Genomic DNA, 19,439 nt, shown 5'->3' on the forward strand with positions numbered 1-19,439 from the left:
GACACAGACGGATGCCCCGGCTCGAGGGGAGAGCCGGGGCATCCGTCGTCTGAGGCCGCGCCCCTCAGGACCCGGTGCTCGATGCCGAGCAGGAGTAGAGGTTCGAGCTCGGCGAGTCGCTCACGCTCGAGCAGTTCTGCTCGACCCACGACTGGATCTCGCTCGACGTGCCCGACGACGATCCGCCCATGCCGCCGCCGCCCCCGCCCGCTCCGCTCAGCAGCACGTAGGTGAGCTTGCCGCTGGAGACCAGGGCCTGGAACTCGGCGAGCGTTGGCACCGGGTCGCTGCCGCTGAAACCGCCGATCGGGAGCACCGAGCCGCCGTCCGAACCGATGATCAGCCCGGCCGCCTGCTGCGCGCCGAACGTCGCGACCAGGTACTCGGTGCTCGACGTCGCGTGCTGCTCGAGCCAGGTCATCAGCTCGGCGTCCGACGACGACGAGCTCGACATGCCCGCGATGCCCTGGCCGCCGAGACCGCCCTGCGCGGAGCCGCTGCTGGATCCGCCGAAACCGCCCTGCGTGCCGGGGCCGCCCTGCGCGCTCGATCCGCCGGGGCCGCCCGCGCCACCCGGGCCGCCGGAACCGAACCCGCCCTGGCTGCTCGACGAACCGCTCTGCGAGCCGAACCCGCCGGGGCCGCCCTGGGCCGAGGACGAGCCGCCTTGGGTCTGACCGCCGAAGCCGCCTTGACCGCCGGGACCGCCTTGTCCGCCGCCGGGACCACCCATGCCGCCGCTCATGTCCGCCACGCCGCCCGCGACCGGGTTGATCGAACTCGGGTGCGACATGGTCACGACCGACCAGACCGTCGGGGTGAGCAGCAGGCCCACTCCGGCGACGAGCGCGGTCACGAACCGCAGGGGGCGGGTGCGCGCGCGCTCCCAGTAGATGAGGCCGATGGCGACCGCCGCGGCGACCAGCTGCAGGATCGAGACGACGATCGAGTAGCCGCCGTACGAGATGCCGATGATCAACGCCGTGAGTGCGGCGACGCCGACGAGGGATGCCTGCGCCCACCGGATGTTCGCCTTCCGGGCTGCGCCGAACGCGAGGCCGACCGCGAGCGCCATCGGCACCGCGAGCGACGCCGTGTAGAACTGGTGCATGCCGGCCACGACCGAGAACATCGCGGCGTACGTCAGGAACCAGACACCGATCAGCACGGTGATGGTGCGCGGCACCTTGGCGATCCAGAGCACGACGAGGGCGAGCAGCGTCACCGGCACGAGCCAGCCGATCTGCCCGGCGAGCTGCGTGTTGAACAGGCGGAAGATGCCGGCGCTGCCCGAGAACGGCGGAGTGAACGAGTTGTAGGCACTGCTGTCGGCGGTGCTCGAACCGAACCGGCCGAGACCGTTGTAGCCGAACACCATCTCCCAGGCGCTGTTGTGCAGCGTGCTGCCGATGTAGGGCCGCGAGGACGCCGGCACGAGCGAGACGATCACGATCCACGCGACGGATGCCGCGGCGCTGATGACGCCGGCGACCAGGAGCGTCCAGATCTTGCGAACCCACGGCTGCCGGCTGCACAGGTACGCGATGCCGAGCGCCGGCCACGCGGCCCAAGCCTCGAGCATGTAGCACTGGAAGGCAGCCGCGATGAACAGGCCGGCGGCCACGAGCCATCCGAAGCTCGCCTTCTGCACCGCGTGGACGGCGGCCCAGGCGGCCGCGGCGATCGCCAGCACGAAGAAGGACTCCGGCTGGTTCGAGCGCGAGACGGCCACGAGGATCGGCGTGGTCGCGACGACGGCGCCCGCGAGCAGACCCGCGGTGGTGCCGGCGACCCGTTTGGCGGTCACCGCGGTGATGAGCGCGGCGCCGACGGCGGCGAGGGCATTCGGCAGGATGATCGCCCAGGTCGAAAACCCGAACACTCTCACGAACAGTGCGGGCACCCAGAACGAGCCGGGGATCTTGTCGAGCGTCACGGTGCCGGCGGGGTCGAACGCACCGAAGAAGAAGTTCGACCAGCTCTTGCTCATCGACAGCGCGATGGATGCGTAGTAGTCGGACTGCGATCCGTTCCAGACGCCCCACGCCGTGAGAACGGCGGCGCCGAGACCGAGGAGGACCAATCCGAGGGGCCAGACACCCCAGCGCCGACGAGCGGCGACCGAGGCCGGGGGAGAGACGGGTACGGCCTGAGAAGGCGGGGCTATGGATGTCACGTCGGCGACGCTATGCGGCGACTCGATGTCCGGTCTCGGCGAAGTCTATGAGGTGTCTGTGGACGGCGAGGAGTGGCTGTGTGGGGCAATGTTGCTTTGGATGTTGTTTTGTGTGTGTTGGTGTTGTACTTTGTGGATGTCCAAGGAGGGTCCATGTACGCGACGGAGCGCCACGCGCTGATCGAACAGCTCGTCACCAGTGACGGGCGCGTGTCGGTCATCGACCTCGCCGAGCGGTTCCAGGTCACCACCGAGACGGTGCGTCGCGACCTCGCCGTGCTCGAAGACGCCGGCCTTCTGCGTCGGGTGCACGGGGGAGCGGTCTCCACCGACCGCATCAGCACGATCGAGCCGACCGTGCTCGAACGACGCACGCAGCATGAGGCCGCCAAGATCGCGATCGCCCGCCGCGCGCTCGAGGCCATCCCGGCCGGCTTCACCGGCTCGATCTTCCTCGACTCCGGCACCACGACCGCCGCCGTCGCCGACGCGCTCTCCGAGCGCCTCGCGCGCGTCGACGCGACAGCCGACGTCATCACCAACTCCATCGCCCTCGCACCTGCCCTCGCCGACGCCCCCCGCGTCTCCCTGACTGTCACCGGCGGACGGGTGCGATCGGCGACGGCCGCGGCCGTCGGCGCGACGACCGTCGCCACCATCGCCCAGCTGCGTCCCGACATCGCCTTCGTCGGCACCAACGCCATCTCCGCCGACTTCGGCCTCAGCACCCCCGACATGGAGGAGGCCGCCGTCAAGGCCGCCATCGTGCGGGCGGCGCGCCGCGTCATCCTGGTCGTCGACGGCTCGAAGTTCCAGCGCGAGTCGCTGCGCCGGTTCGCCGGGGTCGAGGACATCGATGTGCTCGTCAGCGAAGCCGACCCGACCGGCGAGCTCGCCGCGGTACTCGCCTTCGCCGATGTGGAGGTGTGGCGCGCATGATCGTCACGCTCACCGCCAACCCCTCGCTCGACCGCACCGTCACCCTCGCAGGCCCGCTCGCACCGGGAGAGGTGCAGGCCGCCGTCTCCGCACGCGAGGATGCCGGCGGGAAGGGCATCAACGTCGCCCGCGTCGCCGCCGCCGCGGGAGAACGCGCCGTCGCCGTGCTGCCGCTCTCCCCGGAGGATCCGTTCCACACCGTGCTGCGCGCGACGGGCATCCCCGCTCGTGCGGTGCCGGTCGCCGGGCACGTGCGCTCGAACATCGCCATCACCGATCCCCGCGGCGAGACGACCAAGCTGAATCTGCCCGGCGCCGAGCTGAGCGCCGCCGAACGGGCTGCGCTCATCGAAGCCGTCGTGACCGCGTCGGCCGGGGCCCGCTGGCTCGTGCTCGCCGGGTCCGTGCCGCCCGGCGCCGGCGACGACCTCTACGTCGACGTGATCGCCGCGACCCGCGGGCGGTGGGGCGCGCACGCGCCGCGCATCGCCGTCGACACCTCGGGCCCCGCCCTCGCCGCGGTCGTCGCGGACGCCCACCCCGACCTCATCAAGCCCAACGACGACGAACTCGCCGCGCTGCTCGACGACGACGCGGCGCGCGACGCCGACCCCGCATCCCTCGTCGCCGCGGCACGCCGGTTCGTTCCGACCCGTGTCGGCGCGGCGCTCATCACCCTCGGCAGCGCCGGCGCGCTCCTCGTCACCGCGGACGGCGCCTGGATCGGGCGTCCCCCGCCCATCCGCCCGGTCAGCACCGTCGGCGCGGGCGATTCCTCCCTCGCCGGCTACCTCCTCGCCGACCTCGACGGTGCCGAGGAGTCGACCCGGCTCGCCACCGCCATCCGCTATGGCGCGGCCGCGGCATCCCTGCCCGGCACCCAGGCGCCCACCCACGCAGACCTACCTGTCGACGAGATCCCCATCTCGTCACTCCCCGCGCCGGCGAGCGTCCCGCTCACCGACCACTGAAACCCACCACCACCCACCCCACTGCGACCACGGAGGTCACTGTGTCAGACATCATCACGCCGGAGCTCGTCGTCCTCGACGCATCGCTCGGCGACGACAAGCAGGCGGTCATCCGCGCGCTCGCTGCGCGCGTGGTGGCGGCCGGCCGTGCGACGGACGCCGAGGCGCTGTTCGCCGACGCCTGGGCCCGCGAGGCCAAGGACGAGACCGGCCTTCCCGGCGGCATCGCGATCCCGCACGCCAAGAGCGCCGCCGTCACGACGGCCTCGCTCGCGTTCGCGCGCCTGCGGCCCGCGGTCGACTTCGGCGCTCCCGACGGCCCGGCCGACCTCGTGTTCCTCATCGCCGCTCCCGAGCACGCCGCCGAGGAGCACCTCGCCGTGCTCTCGAAGCTCGCGCGCAACCTGCTCAACGACGACTTCACCGCGCAGCTGCGCGGCGCCCGCGACGCGGCCTACGTCGTCTCCGTCGTCGACCGCGCCATCGCCGGCGAGACGGCACCGGCCGCCGCGGCGGCTCCCACCGGGGCCGCGCGCCACACCGTCGACGGCCGCCCCGCGCGCATCGTCGCGGTCACCGCATGCGCGACCGGGATCGCGCACACCTTCATGGCCGCCGATGCCCTCACCGCCGCAGGCACCGCGGACGGCATCGACCTCGTCGTCGAGCCGCAGGGATCGAGCGGCTACAAGCCGATCGCCCAGTCGGTCATCGACGCCGCCGACGCCGTCATCTTCGCGGTCGACGTCGACGTGCGCGAGCCCGGCCGCTTCGCCGGCAAGCCTCTCGTGCGTGCCTCCGTCAAGCGCGGCATCGAAGAGCCCGAGAAGCTCATCAGCGAGGCGACCGCCGCGGCATCCGACCCGTCGGCCCGTCGCGCCGGCGGCAGCGCCCCCGTCGCCGCCGCCCCCGCCGCACGCAGCGGCCTCGGCAGCACCGTGAAGCGGGCCTTGCTCACGGGCGTCAGCTACATGATCCCGTTCGTGGCCGGCGGCGGTCTGCTCATCGCGCTCGGCTTCCTGCTCGGCGGCTACGAGATCGCCTTCAACGCCGACAAGGTGCTCGGCGCTTCCACCCTCTGGAACCTCGGCGCGAACCCGCTGAACGTGTACCTCGGTGCTGTCGCGTTCAAGATCGGCGCCCTGTCGTTCGGCTTCCTCGTGCCCGCCCTGGCCGGCTACATCGCCTTCGCGATCGCCGACCGCCCGGGTATCGCCCCCGGTTTCGTCGCCGGTGCGGTCGCGGCCTACATGGGCGCGGGCTTCCTCGGCGGCATCATCGGCGGTCTGCTCGCCGGTCTCGCCGCCTGGTGGCTCGGTCGTTTCGAGGTCGCGCGCTGGCTGCGAGGTCTCATGCCCGTGGTCATCATCCCGCTGCTCGCGTCGATCTTCGCGTCGGGGCTCATGCTCCTCGTCCTGGGCGGGCCGATCGCGTTCGTGGTGACCGCCCTGAACAACTGGCTCTCCAGCCTCAATGGTGTCGGCGTGATCGTGCTCGGCATCATCCTCGGCCTCATGATGTGCTTCGACCTCGGCGGACCCGTCAACAAGGTGGCCTACGGCTTCGCGACCGCGAACCTCGCCGCCGGCATCGCCGGCGACAACCGCTACCTCGAGATCATGGCCGCCGTCATGGCCGCCGGCATGGTGCCGCCGCTCGCGATGGCCCTCGCCTCCACGGTGCTCGGGCGCAAGCTGTTCAGCCCCGCCGAGCGTGAGAACGGCAAGGCGGCATGGCTGCTCGGCCTCTCGTTCATCTCCGAGGGTGCGATTCCGTTCGCCGCCGCAGACATCTTCCGCGTCATCCCCGCGGCGATGGTCGGAGGTGCCGTGACCGGTGCCCTGTCGATGGCCTTCGGCGTCACCTCGAAGGCACCCCACGGCGGCATCTTCGTCTTCTTCGCCATCGACAGCTTCCCGCTGTGGATTCTCTCGATCGCGGTGGGTACGGTCGTTACGGCGGTGGTCGTGATCCTGCTCAAGCGCTTCGCGCGTCGCCGCCCTCTCGAGATCGTCGCCGACGAGCCTGAGCTGGCCGCGGTGCCGCAGGCCGTCGCCGCACACTGAACACACCGTTACGAAGGAGATACACCATGGCCGAACGCCAGGCGACCATCGCCAGCGCCTCCGGACTCCACGCCCGCCCCGCGAAGCTGTTCGTGCAGGCGGTTCAGGAGAAGAAGATCCCCGTGACGATCGCGGTGGCCGGCGGCCCCGATCTGAACGCGGGCAGCATCCTCTCCCTGATGGGGCTCGGCGCCGCGCACGGCACCGTCGTCACGCTGAAGGCCGATGGTGACGGAGCCGAGCAGGCGCTCGACGAACTCGTCGCCCTGCTCGAGACCGATCTCGACGCGGAGTAATCCGGGCCATTGCGCGTCTGATCGGCACGCAGAAGCGGGATGTCGCACCTCGGTGCGGCATCCCGCTTCGTCGTTGACGCGGCCCGGTCAGATCTCGACCGACTGCTCCGGGTCGAGATCATGGAACGCACCGCCGTGCTGCTCGGTCGCCCAGCGCAGCCGCGCGCGCCCCATGTCACGGCCGGCCACGGAGAGTGTCATGTCGTGGGTCGCGAAGGCGTGGCGCGGCGCGACCGCGAGCACGAAGTCCATCGCGTCGCCGATCTTCAGCCAGGGAGCGCCGACCGGCGCCGCGAGCAGCTCCACGTCGACTCCCTTCGGCACCGCGTACGAGTCGCCGGGGTAGTAGAGCCTGTCGTCGACGAGCACCCCGAGGTTGTCGACGATCGGGATGCTCGAGTGGATCTCGTTGTGGCGGCCGCCGAAGAACCGCAGCGTGAACCCGCCGGCGTCGACCGTGTCGCCCGCCTCGACGACGGTGATGTCGAAGCCGGCGGCCGCGGCGGCGACGCCCGTGGGTGCGTAGATCGGCACGTCGCCGTGGTCGCGGCGCAGCCGGGTGAGGTGCTCGGGGGTCCAGTGGTCGGGATGCTCGTGCGTGACCACGATCGCCACGACATGGCGCAGCCCCTCGAGCGGGGTGGTGAACGAGCCGGGGTCGACCACGAGGGTCTTCCCCTCGTTCTCGACGGTCAGCGCGGCGTGCAGATGCTTGGTCACTCGCATGAAGCGAGTCAACAACGATGCGGATGCCGCGGCAACTCCGCGCCGCGTCAGGCGGAGTGTGACGCGTATTACGGTTGCGTCCGGGCTGACCTCGCCGCGTCCCGAATAATCGACGGGTGGTGGTCACCGTCGTGCTCGCGCTGCTCACCGCGGCGGCGTATGGCATCGACGGACATTTCGGCGCGATGGCCGCTCGACGGCTCGGTGCCGTCGGCACCACGATCCTCGCCTACGCGTCCGGCGCGGCCGTACTCGGCGTGATCGTGATCGTCGTCGGGGGACAGTGGAGCGGGCCGGCCGTCGGATGGGGCGTGGTCGCGGCGGTGACGGCGACGGCGGGGTCGATCGCGTTCTACGCGGCGGCGGTGTCCGGCTCGGTCAGTCTCGTGGCCCCACTCGTGGGCGTGCTGCAGTCCGCGGTGCCGGTCGCCGTCGCTGTCGGTCGCGGGGAGCGGTTCGGCGGTTTCGGCTGGGTCGCTGTGCTGCTCGCCATCTGCGCGGCGGTGCTCGCATCGTCTCGCCGGGCGGAGGGGCATCCGCGACTCACGCAGCGTTCGGGCGTGCTGACCGTCGTGTCGGGGCTCCTCCTCGGTGCCTCGATCCTGGCCGTCGATGCGGCTCCCGTCGCCGCCGAGCAGATTCCCGTCTTCCTCGAGCTCACGTTCGGCGTCGCGATGCTCGGGATGTTCCTGCTGGCGCGTGCGCGGCGAGTGCGGGTACGGGCGGCGCGTGAACCCGTGATCGCGGACGGGACGGCGAGGCGGGTCGCGATCATCCAGGCACTCGTCGCCGGCGTTCTGCTCGGCGTCGCGAACGTCTTCCTCGTGCTCGCGCTGCACCGCGGCCCGTTGGCTGTCGTAGGGGTGCTGGTGAACCTGTACCCGGTGTTCACGGTCGTCGCCGCCTGGCTGCTCGACAGGCAGCGACTCGCGGCGCCGCAGCTCGCCGGCGTCGCCCTCGCGGTGATCGCATCCGTGCTGTTCGGTGTCGCGTGATCCGGACCGGCGGATCGTCGCGACCCGATCCGTGGCCGCCTCCGTCCTCGCGGCGGAAGGGATCAGTGGAGTGTGGGCGCCGATTTGTCGGGCACCACGAAGGCATGGCATAATCGAACGGTTGCCTAACGGCCCCATCGTATAGCGGCCTAGTACGCCGCCCTCTCACGGCGGTAACGCGGGTTCGAATCCCGCTGGGGTCACCAACACGTCGAAAGCCCGGTGTTCGCACCGGGCTTTCGACGTTTCCGCATCTGCCCCGCACCGCGCGACGCGCGGTTCCGCCCGGAGTAGAGTTCCGGATGCGAGGGGGAGTATCCCGATCTCGCGCATCCGTCATCACGGGCGCAACGTCGCCGCCCCGGGTGCGCGCCGCACTGTGCGGGGGAGAGACCGTCGACGTTCGTCGCACCCTCCCGAAAGGCATCGCCCGTGGCATCCGCTCTGCCCGCCTGGTTCGAGATCACCGCACTCGTGGTTCTCGTGCTGATCCTCGTCGCCGACCTCCTGCTCATCGTGCGCCGGCCGCACGTGCCGTCGATGAAGGAAGCCGGGCTCTGGGTCGGGTTCTACGTCTCGCTCGCACTCGTCTTCGCCGGCGTGCTGTGGGCCGTCAGCGGCGGGTTCGACGTGCCCAGCCAGTTCCTCGCGGGCTGGCTGACCGAGTACAGCCTGTCGGTCGACAACCTGTTCGTGTTCGTGCTGCTGATGGCGCAATTCGCCGTGCCGCGTCGCTACCAGCAGGAGGTGCTGATGGTCGGCATCATCATCGCGCTCGTGCTGCGCGGAATCTTCATCCTGCTGGGGGCGGCGATCATCGAGCACTTCAGCGCCGTGTTCTACCTGTTCGGCATCTTCCTCGTCTACACCGCCTATCGGCAGGCGTTTGGCGGCGACGACCACGACGACGATCAGAAGCGCGAGGGAGTGATCGTGCGCACGCTGCGACGCATCTTCCCGATCAGCGAGTCCTTCGACGGCGCGAAGCTGCGCACGACCGTCGACGGCCGACGCCTCTTCACCCCGATGCTGCTCGTGTTCGTCGCGATCGGCTTCACCGATCTGGTGTTCGCGATCGACTCGATCCCGGCGATCTTCGGCATCACCGCCGATCCGTTCCTCGTGTTCACGGCGAACCTGTTCGCGCTGATGGGACTTCGCCAGCTCTACTTCCTGCTCGGCGGACTGCTCGACTCGCTCCGCTATCTGCACTACGGCATCGCGTTCATCCTCGCGTTCATCGGCGTGAAGCTCGTCTTCCACGCGCTGCACGAGAACGAGCTGCCGTTCATCAACGGAGGTCATGGGGTGGAATGGGCGCCCGAGATCTCCACGCTCGCCTCGCTCGGCGTCATCGTGGCCTCGATGGCGGTCGCCACGGTGGCGAGTCTCATGGCCTCGCGTCGCGACCGCGACGGGACGGATGCCGCGGGCCCCGCGGCATCCGTCTGATCGGGGTCAGAACGCGGCGAGGTTCGCGCGCAGACCGCCCGGCGCGTACTCGCGGCGGAGGATGCCGCGGCGGCGCAGGATCGGCACGAGCTCATCGAGCACGCGGTGCACCGTGACGGGGTGCAGGTCGCCCCAGAGCAGTACGCCGTCGTTGCCCCACTCGGCGAGCTCCTCGATGCGGTCGGCGAACTCGTCGGCGGTGCCGACGAAGCCGGACCCGTCGGTGAGGCGTCCGAGCCGCGCATGCGACGCGAGGATCTGCCGCAGCGGCGTGGTGGCGGCGTCGTTCCTCCCGATGAGGCGACGGATGCTGCCTTCCGAGACGTGGTTCGCGAACGTGCCCGCCGGGATCGGCGCGTCGAGGTCGAGCGCCGTGAGGTCGGTCTCGAGATCGCTCGACTGCTTGCGCGCGATCTGCACGAGGGCGGCCTCATCGGGGTTCGCCGACGCGGCGACGAGTCGGTCCGCCTCGGCCGCTGATGAGACGAGCACGGGCTGGATCGCGAAGAGGATCGTGATCTCCTCCGGGCGCCGACCACGCTCGACCGCCGCCGCGTGGATCTTCGCTCGATAGGCGGTGATGCTGTCGCGATCGAGCGGGGCGAGCGCGAGCTGTATGTCGCTGTTCGCGCCCGCGAAGCCGAGTCCGCGTCCGCTGCCGCCCGGCGACGCGATCACCGGCTCGCCCTCGCGGAAAGGCACCGCGTTGAGCGGGCCGTCGAAGGCGAAGTACTCGCCCCGATGCGCGGCGTGGTCGAGCCGGGTGCCGTCCGCGTAGACGCCCGAGACGGGGTCGACGACGAGGGCCTCGGGCGACCAACTGCGCCACAGCAGCCGCAGGCTCTCCAGCCACTCCTCGGCGCGGTCGTAGGCGGCGTCGTGGCCGAGCGGCGCGGCGGTGCCGAAGTGGCGGGCACTGCCGGTGTCGGTGACGACGTTCAGGCCGAGACGGTCGCCACTCAGGTGCTGGAGGGTCGCGAACTGACGTGCCGCCGTGTAGGGCACGTACGCCGCGGGGTTGACCGTCGGGATCACGCCGAGATGCTCGGTCGCGTCGAAGAGGTACGGCGCGAGGAGGAGCGGATCGTGCTTCGGGCCGCCAAAGGCATGCCGGATCCGCAGATCTATCGTCTCCGGGCTGCCGAGGGACGGTGCGTCCTCGATGATGACGAGGTCGAACCCGGCCTGCTCGAGGGTGCGCGCCGACTGCTGGTAGAGGCCGGGCTTCGTCCAGTCGTAGTCCCAGTCGAGGGAGGGGTATCCCCAGCCGTGCGGGCCGAAGCCGCGGGCGAGGAACCAGCCGAAGTGCTGCAGGCGGGTCATGCGAGGATCTCCTCCGTGGAACGGTCGCCGGACCCGGCGACGGCGGCGGGGGATCCGCTGGCGGCGCCCGCGGCGGCGAGCGCCCGGGCGAGGTCGCGACGCAGGTCGTCGACGTCTTCGATGCCGATGGACAGACGCAGGGTGCCGGGGAGAACTCCGCGCCGTACCCGCTCTGACTCCGCGTGGCCGGAGTGGCTCGTCGAGGCGGGGTGCAGAACGAGCGTGCGCACGTCGCCGAGATGCGTCATATGCGTGACGAGCTGAACCGCTTCGACGAACGCGCGGGCGGCGGGCTCGCCGCCGTTCAGCGTGAACGCGAACACCGAGCCGAAGCCGCCATGCAGCTGACGCACCGCGAGGTCGTGATCGGGGTGCGTGGGAAGACCGGCGTAGTCGACGGAGGCGACCTCGGGCTGCTCCTCGAGCCAGGTCGCAAGAGCGAGGGCGCCCGCGGACTGGTGCCGCACGCGCAAACCAAGGGTCTCCGCCCCCTGGCCGACCAAGAAGGCATTGAAGGGCGACGGCGTCGCGCCGAAGCGGGGGGCGACCGTCTCTCGTGCGTAGGCGATGCGCGCGCGTCCGCCGTGGCGCTCCCACGGGCTCGGCGCACCGCTCGCGTTGCGTTCGACGAGGTGCGGGAACAGGCGGCCCGCCGTGACGCCGTCGAACCGGCCGTCGTCGACGATCACGCCGCCCAGCGCGGCCCCGTGACCGCCGAGGAACTTGCTCGCCGAGTGCACGACGATCGCCGCGCCGTGTTCGATCGGTCGCAGCAGCGCCGGCGTCGCGAACGTGTTGTCCACGACCAGCGGGATGCCGAACTCGTCGGCGACGCCGGCGACGAGAGCGACGTCGAGGATGTCGTTGCGCGCGTTCGCGATCGACTCGGCGAAGTAGGCGCGCGTCTCGCGGCGGGTGGCGCGCCGCCACGCATCGGGGTCGGAGATCTCGTCGACCAGCGTGGCCGTGATGCCGAGCCGCGACAGGTTGTCGAAGACGAGGCCGCGGGTGCCCTCGTAGATGTGGGCGGAGAGAACGATGTGGTCGCCGGCGGAGAGCAGCGTGAGCAGGGCGGTCGTGACGGCCGCCTGGCCGCTCGCGAGGAACACGGCCTCCGCGCCGGACTCGAGGGCGGCGAGCTTCTGCTCCAGGGCCGAGACGGTCGGGTTTCCGGTGCGGGTGTAGCCGAAGCCGGCGCCCGTGGCGAAGTGCTCGGCGGCGGTGTCGAAGGCGTCGAAGCGGAACCCGGCGGTGAGGTAGAGCGGCACGGTGCGGGACGCGGCATCCGACCACTCGGCGCCGGCGTGCGCGGCACGGGTGTCGAAGGATGCCTCGGTGTGCGCTGCGTGCTCGGTCACGACTCTCCTCGGGTAGGGCGGGGGTCAAAGGGGAATCGTCGCACGGCGCGCCGCCGCCGCCATCATCGGGTGCAATACGACGTCACGCCGTCGAGCCCTGCGCCGAGGCGCCGGTGGTACTGTGACGAGGTGCGGATCGCTCGCCTCCTCCTTAGCGGCCGCGACGAGACCTTGTTCTAGGCCGTCCTCGTCGCGGAGTTCGTCGCGGGCCTCCACACCCACTCGAGGAGTACGTCAGAGCCATGACCGACATCACGTCCGATTCGCCCACCATTCCCGACCGTCCGCGCACGCTCGCGGAGAAGGTCTGGGACAACCACCTCGTCGTCAAGGGTGAGAACGGCGAACCCGACCTCATCTACATCGACCTGCACCTGGTGCACGAGGTGACGAGCCCGCAGGCCTTCGACGGCCTCCGCGCCGAGGGGCGCCCGGTGCGCCGTCTCGACCTCACGATCGCCACCGAGGACCACAACACTCCGACACTCGACATCGACAAGCCGATCGCCGACCTCACGAGCCGCACCCAGATCGAGACGCTGCGTCGCAACGCGGCCGAGTTCGGGGTTCGCCTGCACTCGCTCGGCGACCGCGAGCAGGGGATCGTGCACGTCGTCGGCCCGCAGTTGGGGCTCACGATGCCGGGCATCACCGTCGTGTGCGGCGACAGCCACACCTCCACCCACGGCGCGTTCGGGGCCATGGCCTTCGGCATCGGCACGAGCGAGGTCGAGCATGTGCTGGCCACGCAGACGCTGCCGCTCAAGCCCTTCAAGACGATGGCGATCACCGTCGAGGGCGAGCTGAAGCCCGGGGTGACCGCGAAGGACATCATCCTGGCTGTCATCGCAAAGATCGGCACGAACGGCGGCCAGGGCTACGTGCTGGAGTTCCGCGGCTCGGCGATCCGGTCCCTCTCGATGGAGGGCCGCATGACGATGTGCAACATGTCGATCGAAGCGGGGGCGCGCGCCGGTATGGTCGCCCCCGACGACACGACCTTCGCCTACCTCGAGGGCCGTGCGCACGCGCCGCGAGGCGCGGACTGGGACGACGCCGTCGCCTACTGGCGCACGCTGCCGAGCGACGAGGGTGCGGTCTACGACGCGGAGGTCTACCTGGATGCCGCGGCCCTCGAGCCGTTCGTCACGTGGGGCACGAACCCGGGCCAGGGTGTGTCGCTCGGCGACGTCGTGCCGACGCCGTCCGATTTCTCGGACCCGAACGAGCGGGCCGCCGCCGAGCGTGCGCTCGAGTACATGGACCTCGCGGCCGGCACCCCGCTGAAGGATGTCGCGGTCGACGCCGTGTTCATGGGCTCGTGCACCAACAGCCGTATCGAGGACCTGCGCGCGTTCGCGGATGTCGTGCGCGGTCGCACGAAGGCGCCGGGCGTGCGCGTCATGGTGGTTCCCGGTTCCGCCCGGGTGCGCCTGGAGGCTGAGGCCGAGGGACTCGACAAGGTGTTCACCGACTTCGGCGCCGAATGGCGGTTCGCGGGATGCTCGATGTGCCTGGGAATGAACCCCGACCAGCTCGCGCCGGGGGAGCGCTGCGCGTCGACGTCGAACCGCAATTTCGAGGGACGTCAGGGCAAGGGCGGGCGGACGCATCTGGTGTCGCCTCTCGTGGCCGCCGCCACCGCTGTGCGAGGCACCCTCTCGAGCCCCGCGGATCTCGAACCGCTCGTCGCCGTGGCGACCGGCGCCCGACAGGAGGCCTGACCGTGGAGAAGTTCACCGCCCACACCGGCGTCGCCGTCCCGCTGCATCGATCGGCCGTCGACACCGACCAGATCATCCCGGCCGTCTACCTCAAGCGGGTGACCAAGACGGGATTCGAGGACGCGCTGTTCGCCAACTGGCGCCAGGATCCGGAGTTCATCCTCAACCAGCCCGCCTACGCGGGCGCGTCGGTGCTCGTCGCCGGTCCCGACTTCGGCACCGGCTCGAGTCGTGAACACGCTGTCTGGGCGCTGCGCGACTACGGATTCCGTGTGGTGCTGAGCCCCCGGTTCGCCGACATCTTCCGCGGCAACGCCGGGAAGCAGGGCCTGGTGGCCGGGGTCATCTCCGAGGCCGACCTCGAGTCGATCTGGGCGGTTCTCGATGCCGACCCCGGTGCGCAGCTCACCGTCGACCTCGAGACCCGAACCGCCGTCATCGGCGACCTTCGTGTCGGTTTCGACATCGACGATTACACTAGGTGGCGGCTTCTGGAGGGTCTCGACGACATCGGACTCACCCTTCGAAACGAAGATCGCATCGCCGCCTACGAGGCGCGACGCGAGTCCTGGAAGCCCCGGACGCTCCCCGTTCCGGACGCTCCCACGAAGTGAGGCCGCACCGTATGACTCTCCTAGGCGACGCATCCATCGCAGGCGGACGCAAAGAGGAGGAGGGCGAGATCATCTCGATCCGGGGCGGCCGTCCGCTCTCCGGTCGCGTTGAGGTGAAGGGCGCCAAGAACCTCGTCACCAAGGCGATGGTGGCGTCTCTTCTCGGTGAGAGCCCGAGCATCCTGCGCGACGTGCCCGAGATCAGCGACGTCGCCGTCGTGCGCTCTCTTCTCGAGGTGCATGGCGTGCGCGTCGAAGACGGTGTCGAGCCGGGCTCGCTCGTGCTCGATCCCCGTGACGTCGAGTCTGCGCACTTCGAGGAGATCGACGCCCACGCCGGCGCGTCGCGTATCCCGATCCTGTTCTGCGGCCCCCTGCTGCACCGCCTGGGGCAGGCGTTCATCCCCGATCTCGGCGGATGCCGCATCGGCGACCGGCCGATCGACTTCCACCTCGACGCGCTGCGCAAGTTCGGCGCGGTGGTCGAGAAGCTGCCGAGCGGCATCCGACTCTCGGCGCCGCAGGGCCTGCGCGGTGCCAGCATCCACCTGCCCTACCCGAGCGTCGGCGCGACGGAGCAGGTACTGCTGACGGCAGTGCGCGCGAAGGGCGTCACGGAGCTGCGCAACGCTGCGATCGAGCCCGAGATCATGGACCTGATCGCCGTGCTGCAGAAGATGGGCGCGATCATCTCCTACGAGCCCAACCGGGTCATCTTCATCGAGGGCGTCGATCGGCTCAAGGGCTACGACCACCGCGCGATCTTCGATCGCAACGAGGCCGCGAGCTGGGCCAGCGCGGCGATCGCGACCGACGGCGAGATCTTCGTCGCCGGTGCACGCCAGCAGGAGATGCTGACCTTCCTCAACGTGCTGCGGAAGGTCGGCGCCGATTTCGACGTGCAGGAGGACGGGATCCTCTTCCGGCGAGACGGCGAGCTCCGGCCCGTTGTCGTCGAGACCGATGTGCACCCCGGCTTCATGACCGACTGGCAGCAGCCCCTGATCGTCGCACTCACCCAGGCGTCGGGCCGCTCGGTCGTGCACGAGACGGTGTACGAGAACCGCTTCGGCTTCACTCAGGCGCTCGTGAAGATGGGCGCGGACATCGTCGTGCACCCCCACGGACTGCAGGAGGGCGTGCGTCGCGTGGCGCGCCGCGCGCTCGAGCAGGCCGCCGTCATCACCGGTCCGACCGCATTGCGGGGTGCCGACATCACCGTCCCTGATCTGCGCGGCGGGTACAGCCACGTGATCGCGGCGCTGACCGCCGAAGGGGAGTCGATCGTGCGCAACGTCGGGATCATCCGGCGTGGATACCCCGACTTCTTCGCCAAGCTGCGCGCACTCGGCGCCGACTTCGACGTCATCGGCTGAGCCGTGTCGACCACGTCGCGCAAGAGACGCGCATCGCCCGAGAAGTCGCGGCCCAGCGTCTGGTGGCTGCTCGCCGCGATCATCGTGCCCATCGTCGGCCTCATCGCGCGCATCGAGATCGAGGGCGAGGAGAACCTTCCGGAGGAGGGCTCCTACGTCGTCGCGCCGAACCACATGAGCGAGATCGATCCCTTGATCGTCGCAGTCGCCGTGTGGCGCATCGGACGCGCCCCGCGCTTCCTCGCCAAGGAGAGTCTGTTCCGCGTGCCGGTTCTCGGCTGGGCGTTGCGTGTCACCGGCATGGTGCCCGTCGCACGTGAGTCGACGGCCGCCGCGGCGAGTTCGACGGTGGCCTCCGCACGACGCCTCGTTGCTTCAGGTCACGGCGTGATCGTGTACCCCGAGGGAACCCTCACCCGCGACCCCGACTTGTGGCCGATGCGGGGCAAGACCGGGGCCGCGCGCCTCGCGCTCGCGGGGGACATCCCCCTGATCCCGGTCGCGCACTGGGGCTCGCAGCGCATCCTCCCTCGATACGGGAAGCTCTCGCTCTGGCCGCCGAGAAAGCGCGTGCGCATCGTGTTCGGACCGGCACTGGACCTCTCCGCTCATGTCGGTCACGGCAAGGAGCAGAGCACGCTTGTGGCGGTGACGGCCGAGGTGATGCAGGGAATCACGTCGCTGGAGGAGACGCTGCGCAGTGAGAAGGCTCCGGCCGAGCGCTGGAACCCCTCCGCGCACGGCCAGAAGGAGACGGGTCGCCTTGACTCGTAGAGGCGAGCCCGAGCTCCCTCGCGTCGCCGTCATCGGCGCCGGCAGCTGGGGGACCACGTTCGGCAAGATTCTGGCCGACGGCGGGGCCCAGGTCGGCATGTGGGCTCGTCGGCGCGAGCTCGCCGATGAGATCACGAGGGCCAAGCGCAACAGTCAGTACCTGCCCGGCATCAATCTGCCGCGTACGATGTGGGCCTCCGATGACCTCCATGCGGTTCTCGACGGTGCCGAGCTCGTGTTCCTCTCGGTTCCCAGCCAGGCCCTCCGCCACAACCTCAAGGGTCTGCGACCCATCCTCTCCCGCACCGACCAGCCGGTGATCTCGCTGATGAAGGGTGTCGAGAAGCGCACGAATCTGCGCATGAGCGAGGTCATCGAGCAGGAGCTGCGCTGCGATCCCGACCGAATCGCCGTCGCATCGGGCCCCAATCTCGCGCTCGAGATCGCCCGTGAGCAGCCGACCGCGGCGGTCATCTCCTCGACGAGTCAGGAGACGGCGGAGCTCGTGGCCCGCCGCGCGCGCAATCACTACTTCCGCACATTCGTGAACACCGATGTGATCGGCACCGAGTTCGGTGGTGTGCTCAAGAACCTCATCGCCGTCGCGATCGGCATCGTCGACGGCGTCGGCTACGGCGAGAACACCAAGGCGTCGATCATCACGCGAGGTCTCGTCGAGATGACCGACTTCGCCGTCGCCATGGGCGCGCGCGCCGAGACACTGCAGGGGCTCGCCGGACTCGGCGATCTGATAGCCACATGCCAGTCGCCCCTGAGTCGCAACAACACGGCGGGGCGCCTGCTGGGGCAGGGCTACAGCTTCCAGGATGTCGTCAAGCAGATGCAGCAGACCGCGGAGGGCCTCGCCTCGGTGACGCCCGTGCTCACCCTCGCACGCGAGCACGACGTGCAGATGCCGATCGTGGAGCAGGTCAAGATGGTGCTCGACGGCGACCTCGATCCCCGTCAGATCGCTCCGCACCTGACCACCGACGACGACACCCCCCAAGGGGAGAGGACGCAGAATGGACAAGCCGGTCGTAGTGGTTCTGTTTGGGGGAAGATCCAGCGAGCACTCGATCAGCTCCGCAACAGCGGGGGGAGTGCTGGGAGCGATTGATCGCGACCGGTTCGCGGTGATCCCTGTCGGCATCACCCGCACGGGTGCGTTCGTGCTCGAGGACGACGATCCCGGCAAATTCGCGCTCGATCCCGCGCACCTGCCCGAGGTGGTCGACAACGGCACCCGCATTCTGTGGCCCGAGCCCGCGGGACGCCGGTCGCTGCGGGTGCGTCGCGCGGACGGCGAGATCGCGGACCTCGGCGAGGTGGATGTGATCCTGCCGATCCTTCACGGCGCGCACGGTGAGGACGGCACGATCCAGGGCTTCTTCGACACGCTCGAGATCCCCTACGCGGGCGGCGGCGTGCTCGACTCCGCGGTCTGCATGGACAAGCACTTCATGAAGGTGGCGCTCGCGGCAGCCGGGGTGCCGGTATCCCCGGGAATCACCGTGCGCGAGTCGGAGTGGCGCGCCGACCCGGGCGTGGTCGCCACACGGCTGACCGAGGCATCCTTTCCGTGGTTCGTGAAGCCCGCTCGAGCCGGCTCGAGCGTCGGTGTGTCCAAGGTGCACGGGCTCGACGAGCTCGACGCCGCTCTGCGGGTCGCGTTCGCCGAAGACGACAAGGTGCTCGTCGAGCAGGGCATCGTCGGGCGCGAGGTCGAGGTGGGGGTGCTCGAAGGGCGAGCGGATGTCGCCCCTCGCGCGTCGCTCGTCGGGGAGATCGTGCTGCGCGACCGCGAGTTCTACGACTTCGAGGGGAAGTATCTCGGCGGCGACGGCGTCGACGTGGTGTGCCCGGCTGATCTCACGGCCGGGGAGGTGTCCTCGCTGCAGGAGATGGCGCTGCGCGCGTTCGCCGCGGTCGACGGGCGTGGTCTCGCCCGGGTCGACTTCTTCTTGACCGACGATGGCCCGGTGGTCAACGAGCTCAACACGATGCCCGGATTCACGCCGATCTCGATGTTCCCGAAGTGCTGGATCGCGTCGGGCCTGAGCTACGCGGACCTGATCTCGGAGCTCGTCGACACCGCTCTGGAGCGGGTCGTCCGCGCCTGAGTCTCAGGGGGTCGGCGCCGCAGTCGCTCCGCCGTGAGCGGTGCACTCGGATGTCACCGTCGTGTACGCCGAGATGAGCGGGCCGAGCGCAGTGAGGGCGTCGATGCTCGACACTCCGCCCGTGGGGTCGGTGTCGATGTAGAGCTGCACCGCGGGCACCCGCCCGAAGGTCGTGACGAGTGTGCGCGGTGCGTCGGTGTCATCGACGAGCCAGTCGACGCCGTCGACCGTGCGGCACGGCATCGTTGTCGCGCCGGGCGGGGTCACACCGCACGTGAAGAGCACAGCAGCGGGGTCCCCCCATGCTGCGGTGGCCTGCGCGGTGGTCCACCGGCGCTCCTTGCCGACGAGGTCGGATGGCAGACGCACCGAGATGTCGGCGCAGGCTGACGCGCCGGAGTTCGGAGCGGGCTGCAGCGCGACGGTGCTGGCGCAGCCGGTGAGCACGAGGCATCCGGCCGCCGTCGCGGCGAGGAGGGCGCGCGACATCCGACTCATCCGTCCAGGCTAGCGACTCGCACCTGTC

The 19,439-nt window shown here is 70.2% G+C and carries 17 protein-coding genes and 1 tRNA gene; 13 read left to right on the forward strand and 5 right to left on the reverse strand.

Going from position 1 to position 19,439, the window contains the following annotated elements; all coding sequences use genetic code 11:
• Nucleotides 1–64: 64 nt before the first annotated feature.
• Complete coding sequence (locus tag BGO15_RS07130) at nt 65–2,176, reverse strand: ArnT family glycosyltransferase (RefSeq protein WP_056206966.1); 2,112 nt, start codon at nt 2,174–2,176, stop codon at nt 65–67.
• 153 nt (nt 2,177–2,329) lie between these two features.
• Between BGO15_RS07130 and BGO15_RS07135 the strand changes: the two genes are divergently transcribed.
• Genes BGO15_RS07135 through BGO15_RS07150 form a run of 4 tightly spaced genes read left to right on the forward strand, consistent with a single transcriptional unit; the run spans nt 2,330 to nt 6,448 of the window.
• Nucleotides 2,330–3,115, forward strand: coding sequence for a DeoR/GlpR family DNA-binding transcription regulator (locus BGO15_RS07135; protein ID WP_273188161.1), 786 nt, complete (start codon nt 2,330–2,332; stop codon nt 3,113–3,115).
• Nucleotides 3,112–4,086: a hexose kinase gene (locus BGO15_RS07140; protein ID WP_056207109.1), complete on the forward strand. Its 975-nt coding sequence runs from the start codon at nt 3,112–3,114 to the stop codon at nt 4,084–4,086. The genes BGO15_RS07135 and BGO15_RS07140 overlap by 4 nt, the downstream gene beginning before the upstream one ends.
• A gap of 41 nt (nt 4,087–4,127) precedes the next feature.
• A complete protein-coding gene (locus BGO15_RS07145; RefSeq protein WP_056206962.1) occupies nt 4,128–6,152 on the forward strand; it encodes a PTS fructose transporter subunit IIABC in 2,025 nt (674 codons plus the stop codon).
• Nucleotides 6,153–6,178: 26 nt separating this feature from the next.
• Nucleotides 6,179–6,448, forward strand: a complete 270-nt coding sequence (locus BGO15_RS07150) for an HPr family phosphocarrier protein (protein ID WP_045248468.1) — start codon at nt 6,179–6,181, stop codon at nt 6,446–6,448.
• Between the two features lie 87 nt (nt 6,449–6,535).
• Here BGO15_RS07150 and BGO15_RS07155 read toward each other — a convergent pair whose 3' ends face one another.
• Nucleotides 6,536–7,174, reverse strand: a complete 639-nt coding sequence (locus BGO15_RS07155; protein ID WP_056519884.1) for an MBL fold metallo-hydrolase — start codon at nt 7,172–7,174, stop codon at nt 6,536–6,538.
• 116 nt (nt 7,175–7,290) lie between these two features.
• On the opposite strand from BGO15_RS07155, the gene BGO15_RS07160 reads away from it, so the two are divergent.
• From BGO15_RS07160 to BGO15_RS07170, 3 genes are all read left to right on the forward strand, one after another.
• Nucleotides 7,291–8,169 (forward strand): EamA family transporter, encoded by an 879-nt coding sequence (locus tag BGO15_RS07160; RefSeq protein ID WP_056519881.1) that lies wholly within the window; start codon nt 7,291–7,293, stop codon nt 8,167–8,169.
• A gap of 130 nt (nt 8,170–8,299) precedes the next feature.
• Nucleotides 8,300–8,375: transfer RNA gene (locus BGO15_RS07165), tRNA-Glu, on the forward strand.
• Between the two features lie 226 nt (nt 8,376–8,601).
• Nucleotides 8,602–9,621 (forward strand): TerC family protein, encoded by a 1,020-nt coding sequence (locus tag BGO15_RS07170; RefSeq protein WP_056206959.1) that lies wholly within the window; start codon nt 8,602–8,604, stop codon nt 9,619–9,621.
• 6 nt (nt 9,622–9,627) lie between these two features.
• Here BGO15_RS07170 and BGO15_RS07175 read toward each other — a convergent pair whose 3' ends face one another.
• On the reverse strand, nt 9,628–10,944 hold the full coding sequence (locus BGO15_RS07175; protein ID WP_056206957.1) for an LLM class flavin-dependent oxidoreductase: 1,317 nt from the start codon (nt 10,942–10,944) through the stop codon (nt 9,628–9,630).
• Nucleotides 10,941–12,302 (reverse strand): O-acetylhomoserine aminocarboxypropyltransferase/cysteine synthase family protein, encoded by a 1,362-nt coding sequence (locus BGO15_RS07180; protein ID WP_056519878.1) that lies wholly within the window; start codon nt 12,300–12,302, stop codon nt 10,941–10,943. The genes BGO15_RS07175 and BGO15_RS07180 overlap by 4 nt, the downstream gene beginning before the upstream one ends.
• A 242-nt stretch (nt 12,303–12,544) precedes the next feature.
• Here BGO15_RS07180 and leuC point away from each other — a divergent pair, with 242 nt between their 5' ends.
• The 6 genes from leuC to BGO15_RS07210 are packed head-to-tail and all read left to right on the forward strand — an operon-like array spanning nt 12,545 to nt 18,913.
• Entirely contained in the window at nt 12,545–14,026 is a 1,482-nt protein-coding gene (gene leuC / locus BGO15_RS07185) for a 3-isopropylmalate dehydratase large subunit (RefSeq protein ID WP_056206954.1), read from the forward strand.
• A 2-nt stretch (nt 14,027–14,028) separates the two neighbouring features.
• Nucleotides 14,029–14,640 (forward strand): 3-isopropylmalate dehydratase small subunit, encoded by a 612-nt coding sequence (gene leuD, locus BGO15_RS07190; protein ID WP_056519875.1) that lies wholly within the window; start codon nt 14,029–14,031, stop codon nt 14,638–14,640.
• A gap of 11 nt (nt 14,641–14,651) precedes the next feature.
• Nucleotides 14,652–16,016, forward strand: coding sequence for a UDP-N-acetylglucosamine 1-carboxyvinyltransferase (gene murA / locus BGO15_RS07195; protein WP_045248460.1), 1,365 nt, complete (start codon nt 14,652–14,654; stop codon nt 16,014–16,016).
• Nucleotides 16,017–16,019: 3 nt separating this feature from the next.
• Complete coding sequence (locus BGO15_RS07200) at nt 16,020–16,790, forward strand: lysophospholipid acyltransferase family protein (protein WP_056206952.1); 771 nt, start codon at nt 16,020–16,022, stop codon at nt 16,788–16,790.
• A complete protein-coding gene (locus tag BGO15_RS07205) occupies nt 16,780–17,910 on the forward strand; it encodes an NAD(P)H-dependent glycerol-3-phosphate dehydrogenase (RefSeq protein WP_056519872.1) in 1,131 nt (376 codons plus the stop codon). The genes BGO15_RS07200 and BGO15_RS07205 overlap by 11 nt, the downstream gene beginning before the upstream one ends.
• Complete coding sequence (locus BGO15_RS07210; RefSeq protein WP_056519862.1) at nt 17,816–18,913, forward strand: D-alanine--D-alanine ligase family protein; 1,098 nt, start codon at nt 17,816–17,818, stop codon at nt 18,911–18,913. Before BGO15_RS07205 ends, BGO15_RS07210 begins: the two co-directional genes overlap by 95 nt.
• 3 nt (nt 18,914–18,916) lie before the next feature.
• Here BGO15_RS07210 and BGO15_RS07215 read toward each other — a convergent pair whose 3' ends face one another.
• Nucleotides 18,917–19,411, reverse strand: a complete 495-nt coding sequence (locus BGO15_RS07215) for a DUF3515 family protein (protein ID WP_045248456.1) — start codon at nt 19,409–19,411, stop codon at nt 18,917–18,919.
• Nucleotides 19,412–19,439: the final 28 nt, after the last annotated feature.

The organism is Microbacterium sp. 71-23, from assembly GCF_001897265.1.
Taxonomy (GTDB): domain Bacteria; phylum Actinomycetota; class Actinomycetes; order Actinomycetales; family Microbacteriaceae; genus Microbacterium; species Microbacterium ginsengisoli.

Excerpts from the sequence above, each read along its gene's own strand:
- leuC (WP_056206954.1), top strand. The coding sequence starts at position 12,545 with ATGACCGACATCACGTCCGATTCGCCCACCATTCCCGACCGTCCGCGC.
- BGO15_RS07135 (WP_273188161.1), top strand. The coding sequence starts at position 2,330 with ATGTACGCGACGGAGCGCCACGCGCTGATCGAACAGCTCGTCACCAGT.
- BGO15_RS07175 (WP_056206957.1), bottom strand. The coding sequence starts at position 10,944 with ATGACCCGCCTGCAGCACTTCGGCTGGTTCCTCGCCCGCGGCTTCGGC.
- BGO15_RS07215 (WP_045248456.1), bottom strand. The coding sequence starts at position 19,411 with ATGAGTCGGATGTCGCGCGCCCTCCTCGCCGCGACGGCGGCCGGATGC.
- murA (WP_045248460.1), top strand. The coding sequence starts at position 14,652 with ATGACTCTCCTAGGCGACGCATCCATCGCAGGCGGACGCAAAGAGGAG.
- BGO15_RS07150 (WP_045248468.1), top strand. The coding sequence starts at position 6,179 with ATGGCCGAACGCCAGGCGACCATCGCCAGCGCCTCCGGACTCCACGCC.
- BGO15_RS07210 (WP_056519862.1), top strand. The coding sequence starts at position 17,816 with ATGGACAAGCCGGTCGTAGTGGTTCTGTTTGGGGGAAGATCCAGCGAG.
- BGO15_RS07155 (WP_056519884.1), bottom strand. The coding sequence starts at position 7,174 with ATGCGAGTGACCAAGCATCTGCACGCCGCGCTGACCGTCGAGAACGAG.
- BGO15_RS07140 (WP_056207109.1), top strand. The coding sequence starts at position 3,112 with ATGATCGTCACGCTCACCGCCAACCCCTCGCTCGACCGCACCGTCACC.